The following is a 13,507-nucleotide window of genomic DNA, read 5'->3' as shown; positions in this document are numbered from 1 at the left end:
ATGGCCTTCAGAACGGATATCGAGATTGCGCGCGAAGCGGTCAAGAAACCGATCCAGGAGATCGGGGCAAAACTCGGGATATCGAGCGATGATCTCGTGCCTTACGGGCATGACAAGGCAAAGGTCTCTGCCGAGTTTATTGCACAGGCGCGCAGCAAGACGGACGGCAAGCTGATCCTTGTCACCGCCATCAACCCGACCCCGGCGGGCGAGGGCAAGACGACCACGACGGTGGGTCTGGGCGATGGTCTGAACCGCATCGGCAAGAAAGCGATGATCTGTATCCGCGAGGCGAGCCTTGGTCCCTGTTTCGGGATGAAGGGCGGCGCTGCGGGCGGCGGCATGGCGCAGGTGGTGCCGATGGAGGATATAAACCTCCATTTTACCGGCGATTTTCACGCGATCACCAGCGCCCATAACCTGCTGAGCGCAATGATCGACAACCATATCTACTGGGGCAATGAACTGCGCATTGACCAGCGCCGGGTGGTCTGGCGTCGCGTCATGGACATGAACGACCGGGCGCTGCGAGATATCGTGACCAGCCTTGGCGGCGTCGCCAACGGCTTCCCGCGTCAGGCGGGCTTTGACATCACCGTCGCCTCCGAGGTGATGGCGATCCTGTGCCTCGCCTCCGATCTCGACGACCTGCAGAAACGGCTCGGGGATATCATCGTCGCCTATCGGCGCGATCGCTCGCCGGTCTACGCCCGCGATATCAAGGCAGACGGGGCAATGACGGTCTTGCTGAAGGATGCGATGCAGCCGAACCTTGTGCAGACGCTCGAGCATAATCCGGCCTTTGTGCATGGCGGCCCGTTTGCCAATATCGCGCATGGCTGCAATTCGGTCGTGGCCACCACGACGGCACTGAAACTGGCGGATTACGTGGTGACAGAGGCCGGCTTTGGAGCCGATCTGGGCGCCGAGAAGTTCATGAACATCAAATGCCGCAAGGCCGGGATCGCGCCGAGCGTTGTTGTGCTGGTCGCCACCGTGCGGGCGATGAAGATGAACGGTGGTGTCGCCAAGGCTGACCTGGGCGCGGAGAACGTCGAGGCGGTGAACAAGGGTTGTGCCAACCTGGGCCGTCATATCGAGAACCTCAAAGGGTTTGGCGTGCCGGTGGTCGTGGCGATCAACCACTTTGTCACGGATACCGATGCCGAGATCGAGGCGGTCAAGGCCTATGTGCGCGGGCAGGGGGCAGAGGCGATCCTGTCGCGGCACTGGGAACTGGGCGGCAAAGGTGCCGAGGATCTTGCCAAACGGGTTGCCGAAGTAGCCGACAGTGGCGTGGCATCGTTTTCGCCGATCTACCCGGACGACATGGGGCTTCTGGACAAGATCAAGACCATCGCCAGCCGCATCTATCGTGCAGATGAAGTGCTGGCCGACAAGTCGGTCCGCGATCAGTTGAAGCAATGGGAGGAGGCCGGGTATGGGCACCTGCCGATCTGCATGGCCAAGACGCAATACAGTTTTAGCACCGACCCGAACCGGCGCGGCGCACCGAACGGGCATAGCGTTCCGGTTCGCGAGGTGCGGCTGAGTGCGGGGGCCGGCTTTGTCGTGGTGATCTGCGGCGAGATCATGACCATGCCGGGTCTGCCCAGGGTGCCCTCGTCAGAGGCCATCATGCTTAACGATCAGGGTCAGATCGACGGCCTGTTCTGAGGAATGACGCTATGATACGCAAAATTCTGGTTCCGGTGCGCGGCGACGGCAAGGGCGACAATGTACTTGCACATGCCGCCGTGCTGGCCCATCGCAGCAACAGTCACGTGGTGGTTACGCACTGCCGGGCCCGTCCCGAAGATCTGTTGCCTTTTGGGGTTCCGCTTCCGGCAATGTTTCGCAAACAGATGATGAAGCAGGCGGAAGAGCTTGCGGATGTCGAGGAAGCCGGCATGCGACAGGAGCTCAAAGCGCTCGTTGCCAAGCTTGGCCTGACGCTTGATGGTGCTCGCCATGCGGGCAAGGCGACGGCAGAATGGGTCGAGGAAACCGGCAAGCAGGTTGATGTGATCCGGCGTCACGGGCGGCTCGCCGATGTGATCGCGGTTCCACAGCCCGATGTCGACAGGAACCTCGGGGCAAACACCTTGAAGGCCGCTCTGTTCCGGACCGGTCGCCCGGTGTTGATGGTGCCCAACGGCGTGGAGCCGCCAGACAAGCTGTGCGAGCATGTGACCGTGGCCTGGAACGGGTCGATGGAGGCGTCCCGCGCGGTCACGATGACCTTGCCGATCCTGGGGGCGGCCGGGAAAGTGACGATCCTGACTTCCGGCGGAGAACCCAACGCGGCGACAGCGGCCGATCTGCAGGATTACCTTCTGGCCCATCAGATCGAGGCCGGGATTCACCGGTTCAAGGGCTCGCGCAAAGTCGGACCCGCGTTGCTCGCATCGAGCAAGGAAGTGGGCGCTGATACCCTGATCATGGGGGCCTATGGCGACAGCCACGAAAAAGAGACTGTTTTTGGCGGCAATACGCAACATATTGTCGACCAGGCGAAAATGCCCGTGATCCTGGTGCACTGATGAGCGTGCCAGGGTGCGACTGAGCGAAGAGTAGACAATAACAGATCCGCCGATTTCAACGGTGGGCGGTGCGGCGCGACACTTTCGCGTGACCTATGATTTATCCAGGGAGGATAACATGACCCTTACTAAGCGTATGTTTGTCAAACTGGCCGGCGCGACCGCGCTTGCCGGCATGCTTGCGGGCCCTGCGGCCGCGTGGGAACCGACCAAGCCGGTTGATTTCGTCATCATGGCGGGCGCTGGCGGCGGTGCTGACCAGATTGCCCGTTTTCTGCAATCGGTTGCCGAAAAGAAGGATCTCACAGGACGTCCGCTTGTGCCCAACAACAAGGGTGGCGGTTCCGGTGCCGAGGCGCTGATCGCGCTGAAGGGTGCCAGCGATCCGGATCATGCGATCCTGGTTACACTGAACTCGTTCTTCACGACGCCGCTGCGTCAGGAGAATCTGGGCATTGATGTCCAGACCTTTACGCCGGTGGCAATGATGGGCGTGGACCCGTTTGTTCTGTGGGTGCACAAGGATAGCGGGATCACCAAATTTGAGGACTGGCTCGCCAAGGTCAAGGAAGGTGGCTACATCATGGGCGGCACCGGCAAGGGGCAGGAAGACAGCCTTGTCATCACGTTCCTTGAGCAGAACTTTGATCTTGATATCAAATACATCCCTTACAAGGGTGGCGGTGCCGTGGCCAAGGATCTTGCGGGTCAGCAGATCATGGCGAGCGTGAACAACCCGGCCGAAGCAAAGGGTTTCTATCAGTCGGGCGATGTGGTTCCGCTGGTTACGTTCTCGGACGAGCGTTTGCCGGCCTATCCGGACGTCCCGACCATCAAGGAACTGGGCAAGGACTTCAGCTATTATAACCAGCGTGCCGTGGTCGGAGCGCCGGGCATGTCGGATGAAGCGGCGGCCTATTACCAGGATCTGTTCAAGACCATCTACGACACCGAGGAATGGCAGAACTACATGACGTCCGAAAGCCTGTCTCCCCTCTGGATGGCCCCTGAAGACCAGAAAGCATACTGGGCCACCCAGGTGGAACGTCACAAGGAATTGCTGGCCTCGATGGGCGAGTAGGCTCGAACGACCCGCAAAATCTCGGAGTCTAAGGAGGGCAAGATGCGCCTTGCAGAAATCGTCACCGCGGGGGTTCTTGCCCTCCTCTCCATCTACCTGATGTGGAAGAGTACCGAGTTGAACGTGGGCTACATCACAGGCGAAGGCCCCGGCGGCGGGGCCTGGCCATTCTGGTTGGCCGGTATCATGCTGATCTGCACCGTTTTGATCGCGGTCAACTGGTATCGGCAAACCTCGCCTCCATCCCGGTCAGCCGAACCGTTGCTTGACGGCTATGGCAAACGTACGCTGGTCCTGGTCGGCGGCGGGCTTCTGGGCTTTATCGCACTGATCAACATCATCTCCATGTACGGCGCGATGGCGGTGTTCCTGCTGTACTATCTGCGCTTTCTTGGGCGCCATAGCTGGACGCTGACATTGATCCTGTCCACGGCGATACCGATAGGTTTCTTCTTTTTTTTCGAGGCGTTGATGCGGATCACGCTGCCCAAGGGGATGAAGTTCACCGAACCGTTCTACAATTTTCTCTATTCGATCATCTACTGACCGGGCCTGCTCACGCGCGCACGGTAACGGAGGACTAACGCCATGGAAATTCTGGGGCTCCTGACGGACGGCATCATGACGTCGCTGATGCCGATCAACATCCTGTTGATCCTGGTCGGTGTGACGCTTGGTCTCTTCATCGGGGCGATGCCGGGGTTGGGGTCGGTGAACGGTGTGGCGATCCTGCTGCCGATCACCTTTCTGGTGCCGCCTGGGTCTGCGATCATCTTCCTCGCGGCGATCTACTACGGCGCGATGTACGGGGGCGCGATCAGCTCGATCACATTGGGCATTCCGGGGGCCTCGACGGCTGTGGCGACCACCTTTGACGGCCGACCTCTGGCGTTGAAGGGGCGTGCAAGCCTGGCATTGGTGACCGCGGCGCTTGCCTCGTTCATCGGCGGCACGGTCTCCAACGTCCTGTTCACGGTGTTCGCCCCGCTGCTGGCCCAGGTGGCGCTGATCTTTGGCCCGCCGGAGATCTTTGCGCTGATGCTTCTGGCCTTTGCCACATTCGTCGGGCTGGGTGGCGATGACATTCCCAAGACCATCCTGTCGATCTGTCTTGGCCTGGTTTTTGCCGCCGTCGGATTTGACGAAATTTCAGGCGCGCCGCGACTGGTGTTCTTTGAAATCTCGGGCTTTTTGCATGGTATCAACTTCCTTGTCCTTGCCATCGGCGTCTATGGCATCGGCGAGATGATATGGACGATCGAAAGTACAAGGGGTGAGATCACCACGACAGAGGCGAAAATGTCTGTCAAAGGCATTGTCGCAGACTCCAAGGAAGGTATGCAGCGCGGCTGGAAAGGCACTGCAATCGGCTCTATCCTGGGCTTCTTTGTCGGCATCCTTCCCGCTGCGGGCGCGACGCCGGGCTCGCTCATGTCCTACGGTGTCGCCAAGCTGGTCGCCAAGAAACCCGAAGAGTTCGGCAAAGGACATCCGGGCGGTGTTGCAGCACCTGAGGCCGCCAACAACTCGGCCTCGACCGGTGCAATGCTGCCGATGCTGACGCTGGGTATTCCCGGTTCACCCACCACTGCGATCCTGCTTGGCGGCATGGTGATCTGGGGGCTGACGCCCGGTCCGCGCCTTTTCACCGATCAGCCCGACTTTGTCTGGGGTCTGATCGGTTCGTTCTACATCTCCAACCTCTTTGCCCTGATCGTGAATCTGGCGTTTATCCCTCTGTTCATCTGGATGCTGCGCATGCCCTTCACGGTTCTCGCACCGCTGATCTTTGTGCTGTCGGTGGTGGGCGGCTTTGCCGCGACGCAGGATATGCATGACGTCTGGCTGATGCTGTTCTTTGGCTTTGGTGCGTTCTTTTTGCGCAAGCTGGATTATCCCCTTGCGCCTGCGGTTCTCGCGATTGTTCTCGGCCCGATTGCCGAGCCGACCTTGCGGCAATCGCTGCTCCTGTCCTCGGGCGATGCAACCATCTTCTTCACGCGTCCGATCGCAGGGCCGATCACCGTAGTCGCGATCATCCTGATCCTGCTTCCCTTGTTCAAGGCGATCCGTGACCGGTCGCGCCGGGCGGGTGAGGCCTAGACCCGAACCCCGCCCGCGCAACCAGCCGCAAGACCGAAGGAATTCTGGCACGGCTGGGAATGCAAAAACTAACACCGGGAGAGGTGCCCGAAGTTCTGGCCCTGGTGCAATGGAAGGACGAGGTCGACAATCCCGGAGATGCCTTCGAGCGCGCCTGTCTGCGCGGGCTTCTTGCGATCGTCGGTGGCATCGTCGGGCGACCCGCCCAAGTTCAACAGCTAAACGCGTAAGCGATTGATATTATTAAGGCGGTCTGCCTGCTTTTGCCACAACAAGGCCGTTTCAGGATGGTGTTTTCAAGCTCAGCGCTTCGAAGAGATCCAATTGCTCCGGTTGCTGTCGGGTGAGGGTTGTTTTGGTTGCGGGGCCAATGCGGGCCACGTGCTGCTGAATGCGCTCCAGCAGATCGAGCGCGGTACGCGGGCTTACTCTGTGACCCTTGGCTTTCAGACGCATGCGCATGACGCGGTAAAGGACGAGGGCCAGAAAGCAGATCATGGCATGGGCGCGGATGCGGTCGGGCAGCCTATGGTGAACCGGCGCAATCTCGATGTCGGACTTGAGCACGCAAAAGCCGCGCTCGATGTCGGCGAGGCCCTTGTAGCGCGCGACGGCGTCTGCGGCGGTGAGGTCCGGGGCATTGATGATCAGCGCGAGCTTGCCGTCGAACAGCTCGGCCTCGGCAATGGCGTCTTCGTCGACCGACCAGCTGAAGCGGTCGGCATTGAGATCGGCCTTGAGGAAGCGCGTGAGCTCGGCCTCTGCGACGGCCCGAGTGAAGCGGCTGTAGGCCCCACGGTCGGAGGCGCGGCGACCCTTGGCGGTCTTTCCGGCCTCTTGCGCGTCAAGCTCTTGCGCGTCGAGTTTGCCGACCATCTTTTCGGCCATAGCCTCCAGTTCGGCGATGCGAGCGCGACGCCGGTCGCCCTGCTCAGCGGCCCGCAAGGCGTCATGGGCGACGATCAGGCGATGACCGGCAAAGCGATCCTCGGCCAACCCGTCCTCGTCAAAGGCCATGTACCGGAAGGTCTCGACCAGAGCATTGTAGCGGCGCGCCGGGACGGCCAGGATGAACTCCAGCGCGCGCCCGCCCTGCTCTGCCAAAGATGTCAGGGCATCGATGTTATCCAGACTCAGTAGCCCGCAGTCAGCCACCAGGATCACGCGCTCGATTGGGAAGCGCTGCAGGACAGTGGCCAGCATGGCCCGAAGCGTCTTGGTCTCGGCCACGTTTCCCGGATGCACAGTGTGCATCAGGGGAAGGCCCTCAGCGGTCTGCACGACGCCCAGAACGAACTGGCGGGCGATGCCGCCCGTTTCCTTGTTCATCCCATAGGCGCGGATGTCTTCGTCGACCTCCCCTTCACCATGGATGCGCACGGTGGTCAGGTCGTAGAAGACGACCGTCAGGTCCCGATCGACCAAGGGTCGGATCTGTTTGGTCTGCTCAGCCTCCACCCGATCGACATTGTCCATGAGCGCGTCCATGGCGCGCAAGAGGTGATGATGCTCGACCTTGGCTGGCATCTCGGGCATGGCAACGGTGTGGAGCCAGCGCAGGCAGCCAAGCCTGCTTGTGGGATCACACAAGCGGTTGAATACCATAGCCCGAACAAGGGCCTCGACATCGATCTTGCGCCGTCCCGACCGCATTGCTCGCCCCAGGGCGCGGTCGAGGCCAAGGTCCATCCAAAGCTCATGCAGGGCGAAGACGTTGCCGTAGGCCTTGGAGCTTTCGATCTCGACGGGAAAAGCCGGGTTCTCGCTGCGGCCAAGCGCTCGGTTGAGGCCGCCGATCAGGGGATCAAGCTTCGCCGGTTTAAGTTCTTCGAGGCGTCCAAGGTTGGCGACGACCCGATGGCGGACCTTCCCTTGCTCGTTGCGATAGCCCTCAACCAGCTGCAGATACTGGCGCCCGCCGGATCTCGTGATCTTGGTATACATGTCGCAACGTTAATTCTCTTTCAGACATGCATTAATATCTGAAATGTCTGCGACGTGTCACAACACAACTTTCACCAAAACCCCACCCTCCGCATGCGGGAAGCCCTTATTCCATTGAACTCAGCACCGCCCAATCGGGATCAAATCCAAGACGAAGTGGCGAAGTTCGGGACCCGGCGGATGCCGCAGCACTCGAGGCCGACGCGGCCTTTCGCGTGACCCTCAAAACTGGTAGCTGACCCGCAGGCGAAGCGACGTGATGTTCATATTGATGGGCGCAAATTCAAAGGAATCCCGCAGCACTTCGGCGCCCAGTACAAGCGCATCGGTGACTTTGTAGTCAACACCGAAGCCCGCCGTGGTTCCGTCCTCGTTGTTCCCGGTTCCATCGCCGATCTCGGCATAGCCGAGGGTGCCGTAGAGCATCACATTGCCGAAATCATAGCCCAACCGTGTCTTGATCCGGCGGGCCATCAGGTCATGCTTGAACGGCATCTCCGTGTAGTTCAACTTGTCGGCGTTCAATTCTACACCCAGCACCAACTTGTTGGCGAAGGCGTGGTTGTAGCCAACGAGCAGACCGTAGGTGCCGGAATCCTCGCTCATGGTGCGACCGTAGAAAGAGATGTCGGTGTCGATTGAGCCGATTTGCGCCCCGGCATAGAAACCGGTCCAGCCCTCTGCGGCGGCAAGGGATGGTGAAATCGCAGAGATCATAAGTAAGCCCGACCTGATCAGGTTGTTCATCGGCACTTCCCCTTGAGCGGTTCTCAATAGGGGCTAGCACACCCGAGAATTGCGCGAACTTCGCCATTTATGGGGATGGTCGTGTCTTTGCCTGATCGTTTCGGAGGGTCAGTCGCAAGGCGTCAGCAGGATTTTGCCCCGGTGCGCGGCATCTTCCATCATTGTATGTGCATGGGCGGCCTGTTCAAAGGAGAACACGCGGTGGGTTTGCGCCGACAGTTGCCTCGCTGCAAACATTGGCCAGACCCTCTTACGCAGATCGGAGGCGACCTTCGTCTTGAAACTCTCGGGGCGCGATCGCAGGGTCGAGCCCGTATAGATCAGCCGTTTCAGCATGATCGGCATCAGGTTGATTTCGACCTTGGAACCGGCATTGAACGCCAGTTGCACGATCCGGGCATCCGGACTGGCGGCCTTGACGTTGCGGGCCACATAGTCTCCGCCGATGATGTCCAGAATGATATTGGCTCCGCCCGCCTCGCGCACCACATCGACAAAATCTTCGTCGTTGAAGTTTATCGCCCGTTCGGCCCCCAATCCCTCGGCATAGGCGCAATCATCTGCATTGGCACAGGTTGTGATCACCCGCATCCCGAGCGCTTTGCCAAGTTGAATGGCGGTCGACCCGATGCCGCCCGCGCCCCCATGCACCAACAGCAGTTTGCCCTCTGGGTCCGGTTGCTCAAAGAACAGGTTGCTCCAAACCGTGAAATAGGTTTCGCACAATCCCGCCGCATCCTGTTCGGCCACAGCCTCCGGGATCGGCAGGCAATGTCCCGCGTCCACGGCGACGAATTCCGCATAGCCGCCGCCATTGGTCAGGGCACAGACACGGTCCCCGACGGACCAGTCGGTGACGCCCGCGGCAATCGAACAGACTTCGCCCGATACTTCCAGACCCAGCAAATCGGATGCGCCCTTTGGCGGCGGATAGTGACCGCGCCGCTGTACCAGGTCGGGGCCATTGACGCCTGCCGCTGTCACGCGGATCAGAATTTCACCTTCCTTTGGCGTTGGCACCTCGCGCTCGCCCGTCACCAGAACTTCGGGCTTGCCCGCTTCGCGCATCTCTACCGTTTTCATGGTTTCTGGCAGCATTCGGGTTCTCCTGATCAGGCACGTCGAGTTTGAGGGAAACCCTATGATTTGCCAGCAAAAATGGCAAACGCTAAGGCGCTTGTGTCGGCCCGGCCTTGCTGTGAAATTGATGCAGTGCGCCCATCGCGTTTGTCCGGTGGCTGGTATAGAAAGAGGCGAAACCGATTTCGCCCCGACGCACAGGACAGAGCAATGGAAGACGACAACAAACGCCATCGCGAAAAGATGCGCAAGATCAAGGCCGCGCGTGACCGGATGATGGCCACCAAGACCGACAAGAAAGGGTTGATAATCGTGCACACCGGACCGGGCAAGGGGAAATCCTCGTCCGGGTTTGGCATGGTGATGCGCTGCATTGCGCATGGCATGCCCTGCGCGGTGGTGCAGTTCATCAAGGGAAACTGGAAAACCGGCGAGGCCGACTTCCTGCGCGACAGGTTCTCCGACGAATGCACCTTCGTGATTTCGGGTGAGGGCTTTACCTGGGAAACCCAGGATCGCGAACGCGATATCGCGGCGGCACAGGCGGGATGGGCGAAGGCAAAGGACCTGATTCGCAACCCCGAGATCACCTTTGTCCTGCTCGACGAAATCAACATCGCCCTGCGCTATGGTTATCTGGACATCGACGAGGTGGTCGAATTCCTGCTGACCGAGAAACCCGCGATGACACACGTTGTTCTGACCGGACGCAACGCCAAGCCCGAACTGATCGAGGCCGCCGATCTGGTGACCGAAATGACACTGGTCAAACACCCGTTCCGCGATGGTATCAAGGCACAGGCCGGCGTGGAGTTCTGACGCTCCATGCCTGCGCTGATGATACAGGGCACTGGCTCCAACGTCGGGAAATCCATGTTGGTTGCGGGGTTGTGCCGGGCGGCCCGGCGGCGGGGGATGTCGGTTGCACCGTTCAAGCCGCAGAACATGTCCAACAATGCCGCCGTCACGGTGGATGGCGGCGAAATCGGGCGCGCACAGGCGTTGCAGGCGCTGGCCTGCGGGCTGGAGCCGCATACAGACATGAACCCGGTTCTGCTCAAGCCTGAAACCGATGTCGGGGCGCATGTGGTGGTGCAGGGTCAACACCGAACGACCGTCCGTGCACGGGATTACGCGGGATTGAAACCGTCATTGATGCAGGCGGTGCTCGAAAGCTTTGCGCGGCTCAGGTCTGCGCATGATCTTGTCATCGTCGAAGGCGCAGGAAGCCCTGCGGAAGTCAATCTGCGTCAGGGCGACATTGCCAACATGGGGTTTGCGATTGCCGCCGATGTTCCGGTAATCTTGGCCGGAGATATCGACCGGGGCGGGGTCATCGCGCAGATGGTCGGCACGCAGGCGGTGCTGTCAGAGCAGGATGAGGGCACGGTTGCCGGATTTCTGATCAATAAGTTTCGCGGCGATCCCAGCCTGTTTGACGATGGCTATGCCCTGATCGAACAGCGCACACGCTGGCCGGGATTTGGCGTTCTGCCGTGGTTTCCCGATGCCTGGAAACTGCCTGCCGAAGATGCACTGGATATCACTTCGGCCTCGCATGGGGGGGCGTTTCACGTGGTCTGCCTCTGCCTGTCGCGTATCGCCAATTTTGACGATCTCGATCCGCTTGCACAAGAACCCGGCCTGACCCTGACCATGCTGCGCGCCGGCCAGCCGATCCGCGGGGATGCAGATCTGGTGATCCTGCCGGGGAGCAAATCCACACGGGGCGATCTCGCCTTTCTGCGCGCGCAAGGCTGGGACATAGACGTCGCCGCCCATGTGCGACGCGGGGGGCATGTGCTTGGCATTTGTGGGGGCTACCAGATGCTCGGGCAAACGGTGCACGATCCGCAGGGTATCGAGGGTCCGGCGGGGGAAACCCCGGGATTGGGCTTGCTGGATGTGACAACGGTGATGGAACCGGCGAAACGCCTGACACGTGTTCATGCGGAACATGTAGCGTCGGGGCAGATGTTCGACGGCTATGAAATCCACATTGGTCAGACAGCTGGGCCAGATTGTGTCCGCCCCTTTGCCCGCATCAACGGCGATGACGAAGGGGCGATCAGCAGCACAGGCCGGATCATGGGCAGCTATCTGCACGGGCTTTTCCGCCATGACGGTTTCCGCACGGCATTTCTGTCCAGCCTCGATGCCGAGAGCGCGGGCAACTCATATGACTCGGGCATCGAGGCGACGCTGGACGCGCTTGCCGACCATATCGAGGCGCATCTGGATGTGGAGAGGATATTGGCGGTCGCGCGCTAGTTCCGGCGGCGTAGCAGGTAGATGTCCATGATCCATCCATGTTCGGCGCGGGCCTGCGCGCGCGTGGTGCGGATTTGATCGGCGACCTGATCCAATGCGCCGCTTATCAGGAGTTCTTCGTCCATCCCCACATATGCCCCCCACCAGATGTCAAATTCTGCGGCGTCGAGGGTACCGAAAGAGCATTCCCCATCCAGCATGATCACGGCTGTCTCAACCCCCTGCGGCCAGCCGTTCTTGCGCAACTGCCGACCGGTGGTCACGACCAAAGGTGCTCCGATCTCGTTCACCGGGATCGCATGCGCCGCTGTCAGCGCCTGCAACGCCGTGATGCCGGGAATGACCCGGGTGCGTGGTTGGGGGTCGAGCCGTGCGGCGATGCGCAGGGAACTGTCGTAAAGCGACGGATCGCCCCAGACCAACAGCGCCACCACCTTGGCTTCCGGACTGGTCCCGATCGCCGCCTGCCACCGGGCCGCGATCGCATCGTGCCAGGCATCGACCCCACGCAAATAGCCATCGTCATCGCGCCGTTGGGGGATGTCGAAATAGGACAGTCGGGGCGGCGTATCAGTAACCGCATTGATGATCGTTTCCCGCAAGCCGGCAAGGTCTGATTTCCCGGCCCCTTTACGTGGGATGAGGATCAGGTCCGCACGGCGGATCGCACCGGCACCCTGCCGGGTGACATGATCCGGGTTTCCGGTCCCGATCCCGATCAGCAACAACTCTTGCATGGCAAACAAAAGGCCCCGTCCCGCAATCGGACGAGGCCTTTCCCCAGATGTCAGTTGATTTATGCGGCGTTATGCAGGCGGTCTGTAACCAGACCGGACCCGCGCAAACCCTTGATGGATTTGGCACCGGCGAGAACCGCGAGATCGACCAGCGGCTCGATCAGCACAACCATCATGTAGGCCATGCCAAAGCTGGTGACTGCGGCAAAGGTTTCGGCACCCACACCCTGACCATAGAACGCCCAGAACGCGACCCAGGCGACAACGCCGCCCTGATAGGCCACCGACAGTTTGAACACGTCCATGTATTTCAGATCAACATAGGCCACGTTCTGCGGCAGTGCCTTGCGCGCGAGGGCACCGATGGCGAACAGGGGCACCAACAGGGTGGTGATGTTGACGAAATACATCGGCATGTCGGTCGGAGCAAAGACCATGCCCTGTATCGCCAGTCCGGCCGCCAATCCGATCGCCGCCGGTGCAATCCCCAGAATCAACAGCAAGGTCGTGCCGAGGATGAAGTGCACTTCGGAAATGCCGACGGGAAAGTGCGGCAACAATTCAAAAAAGATCAATACCGCAGCCGTCGCGATTGCGCTGCGCGCCACAAGTGAGAGGACAGAGCGGCTCTTCAGTTCGCTGGCAATCAGCTTCAGCGAATAGCCAGCGGCCGCTGCCGCCGTTCCTACGGCCAGAATCATCTTGGCGCCGTGGACTACTCCGGGTTCGATATGCATGTTTCAATCTCCTTTTCCGCCAACCCCGGCGGGTGTGTTTGGTCATCGCTCGATCGGTTCCATCACGGCAGGTTTCCTGACTTTCGGATCGTCGCATGCGTTGTTCCTTCCCGGCATCAAGCCAGTGGTTACGTGAACGCATACTCCCCTGTTACAGTTGCGGGGGCAGTCCGGGAATTTCACCCTGTTCCCTATTATCCCAAGCCTTGCGAGCATGGGCACCGTACATTCCTTCATGGGTGACGGAGGCGTCTTGCGTCAAGT

The 13,507-nt window shown here is 60.3% G+C and carries 13 protein-coding genes and 1 riboswitch; of the genes, 8 read left to right on the top strand and 5 right to left on the bottom strand.

The genetic code is table 11. The annotated features are described in order from the left end of the window. The 6 genes from QO231_RS17940 (at position 1) to QO231_RS17915 (ending at position 5,957) form a co-directional block, all read left to right on the top strand. Complete coding sequence (locus QO231_RS17940) at positions 1 to 1,677, top strand: formate--tetrahydrofolate ligase (protein WP_316779543.1); 1,677 nt, start codon at positions 1 to 3, stop codon at positions 1,675 to 1,677. 11 nt (positions 1,678 to 1,688) lie between these two features. Further along, entirely contained in the window at positions 1,689 to 2,543 is an 855-nt protein-coding gene (locus tag QO231_RS17935) for a universal stress protein (RefSeq protein ID WP_316779541.1), read from the top strand. Positions 2,544 to 2,661: 118 nt separating this feature from the next. Beyond that, entirely contained in the window at positions 2,662 to 3,624 is a 963-nt protein-coding gene (locus QO231_RS17930) for a Bug family tripartite tricarboxylate transporter substrate binding protein (protein WP_316779538.1), read from the top strand. Between the two features lie 42 nt (positions 3,625 to 3,666). Further along, the gene (locus QO231_RS17925; RefSeq protein WP_316779535.1) at positions 3,667 to 4,170 is read left to right on the top strand and encodes a tripartite tricarboxylate transporter TctB family protein; all 504 of its coding nucleotides are present in this window, start codon (positions 3,667 to 3,669) and stop codon (positions 4,168 to 4,170) included. Positions 4,171 to 4,212: 42 nt separating this feature from the next. Continuing rightward, positions 4,213 to 5,727: a tripartite tricarboxylate transporter permease gene (locus QO231_RS17920; protein ID WP_316779533.1), complete on the top strand. Its 1,515-nt coding sequence runs from the start codon at positions 4,213 to 4,215 to the stop codon at positions 5,725 to 5,727. Positions 5,728 to 5,786: 59 nt separating this feature from the next. After that, positions 5,787 to 5,957 (top strand): hypothetical protein, encoded by a 171-nt coding sequence (locus QO231_RS17915; RefSeq protein WP_316779531.1) that lies wholly within the window; start codon positions 5,787 to 5,789, stop codon positions 5,955 to 5,957. A 52-nt stretch (positions 5,958 to 6,009) separates the two neighbouring features. Here QO231_RS17915 and QO231_RS17910 read toward each other — a convergent pair whose 3' ends face one another. From QO231_RS17910 to QO231_RS17900, 3 genes are all read right to left on the bottom strand, one after another. Continuing rightward, positions 6,010 to 7,671 carry an IS1634 family transposase gene (locus QO231_RS17910; protein WP_316779529.1) on the bottom strand — a complete coding sequence of 554 codons (1,662 nt, stop codon included), beginning with the start codon at positions 7,669 to 7,671 and terminating at the stop codon, positions 6,010 to 6,012. A gap of 222 nt (positions 7,672 to 7,893) precedes the next feature. After that, positions 7,894 to 8,418: a porin family protein gene (locus tag QO231_RS17905; protein WP_316779527.1), complete on the bottom strand. Its 525-nt coding sequence runs from the start codon at positions 8,416 to 8,418 to the stop codon at positions 7,894 to 7,896. Positions 8,419 to 8,526: 108 nt separating this feature from the next. After that, positions 8,527 to 9,516 (bottom strand): NAD(P)H-quinone oxidoreductase, encoded by a 990-nt coding sequence (locus QO231_RS17900; protein ID WP_316779523.1) that lies wholly within the window; start codon positions 9,514 to 9,516, stop codon positions 8,527 to 8,529. 192 nt (positions 9,517 to 9,708) lie between these two features. Between QO231_RS17900 and cobO the strand changes: the two genes are divergently transcribed. Then, positions 9,709 to 10,317: a cob(I)yrinic acid a,c-diamide adenosyltransferase gene (gene cobO / locus QO231_RS17895; RefSeq protein WP_316779521.1), complete on the top strand. Its 609-nt coding sequence runs from the start codon at positions 9,709 to 9,711 to the stop codon at positions 10,315 to 10,317. A gap of 6 nt (positions 10,318 to 10,323) precedes the next feature. Next, complete coding sequence (locus QO231_RS17890; RefSeq protein ID WP_316779517.1) at positions 10,324 to 11,769, top strand: cobyric acid synthase; 1,446 nt, start codon at positions 10,324 to 10,326, stop codon at positions 11,767 to 11,769. On the opposite strand, the gene cobF is transcribed toward QO231_RS17890, so the two are convergent. Beyond that, complete coding sequence (gene cobF, locus QO231_RS17885; RefSeq protein WP_316779516.1) at positions 11,766 to 12,506, bottom strand: precorrin-6A synthase (deacetylating); 741 nt, start codon at positions 12,504 to 12,506, stop codon at positions 11,766 to 11,768. The genes QO231_RS17890 and cobF overlap by 4 nt on opposite strands. Before the next feature lie 59 nt (positions 12,507 to 12,565). Then, complete coding sequence (locus QO231_RS17880; protein WP_316779514.1) at positions 12,566 to 13,243, bottom strand: energy-coupling factor ABC transporter permease; 678 nt, start codon at positions 13,241 to 13,243, stop codon at positions 12,566 to 12,568. 49 nt (positions 13,244 to 13,292) lie between these two features. After that, positions 13,293 to 13,482: riboswitch (cobalamin riboswitch) on the bottom strand. Positions 13,483 to 13,507: the final 25 nt, after the last annotated feature.

The organism is Sedimentitalea todarodis, from assembly GCF_032595355.1.
In the GTDB taxonomy this organism is placed as follows: domain Bacteria; phylum Pseudomonadota; class Alphaproteobacteria; order Rhodobacterales; family Rhodobacteraceae; genus Sedimentitalea; species Sedimentitalea todarodis.
The sequence above is the reverse complement of the archived record's forward strand: the minus strand, read 5'-3'. Positions and strand labels throughout refer to the sequence as shown.

Excerpts from the sequence above, each read along its gene's own strand:
- QO231_RS17900 (WP_316779523.1), bottom strand. The coding sequence starts at position 9,516 with ATGCTGCCAGAAACCATGAAAACGGTAGAGATGCGCGAAGCGGGCAAG.
- QO231_RS17930 (WP_316779538.1), top strand. The coding sequence starts at position 2,662 with ATGACCCTTACTAAGCGTATGTTTGTCAAACTGGCCGGCGCGACCGCG.
- cobF (WP_316779516.1), bottom strand. The coding sequence starts at position 12,506 with ATGCAAGAGTTGTTGCTGATCGGGATCGGGACCGGAAACCCGGATCAT.
- QO231_RS17915 (WP_316779531.1), top strand. The coding sequence starts at position 5,787 with ATGCAAAAACTAACACCGGGAGAGGTGCCCGAAGTTCTGGCCCTGGTG.
- QO231_RS17920 (WP_316779533.1), top strand. The coding sequence starts at position 4,213 with ATGGAAATTCTGGGGCTCCTGACGGACGGCATCATGACGTCGCTGATG.
- QO231_RS17890 (WP_316779517.1), top strand. The coding sequence starts at position 10,324 with ATGCCTGCGCTGATGATACAGGGCACTGGCTCCAACGTCGGGAAATCC.
- QO231_RS17905 (WP_316779527.1), bottom strand. The coding sequence starts at position 8,418 with ATGAACAACCTGATCAGGTCGGGCTTACTTATGATCTCTGCGATTTCA.
- QO231_RS17940 (WP_316779543.1), top strand. The coding sequence starts at position 1 with ATGGCCTTCAGAACGGATATCGAGATTGCGCGCGAAGCGGTCAAGAAA.
- QO231_RS17910 (WP_316779529.1), bottom strand. The coding sequence starts at position 7,671 with ATGTATACCAAGATCACGAGATCCGGCGGGCGCCAGTATCTGCAGCTG.
- QO231_RS17925 (WP_316779535.1), top strand. The coding sequence starts at position 3,667 with ATGCGCCTTGCAGAAATCGTCACCGCGGGGGTTCTTGCCCTCCTCTCC.
- cobO (WP_316779521.1), top strand. The coding sequence starts at position 9,709 with ATGGAAGACGACAACAAACGCCATCGCGAAAAGATGCGCAAGATCAAG.
- QO231_RS17935 (WP_316779541.1), top strand. The coding sequence starts at position 1,689 with ATGATACGCAAAATTCTGGTTCCGGTGCGCGGCGACGGCAAGGGCGAC.
- QO231_RS17880 (WP_316779514.1), bottom strand. The coding sequence starts at position 13,243 with ATGCATATCGAACCCGGAGTAGTCCACGGCGCCAAGATGATTCTGGCC.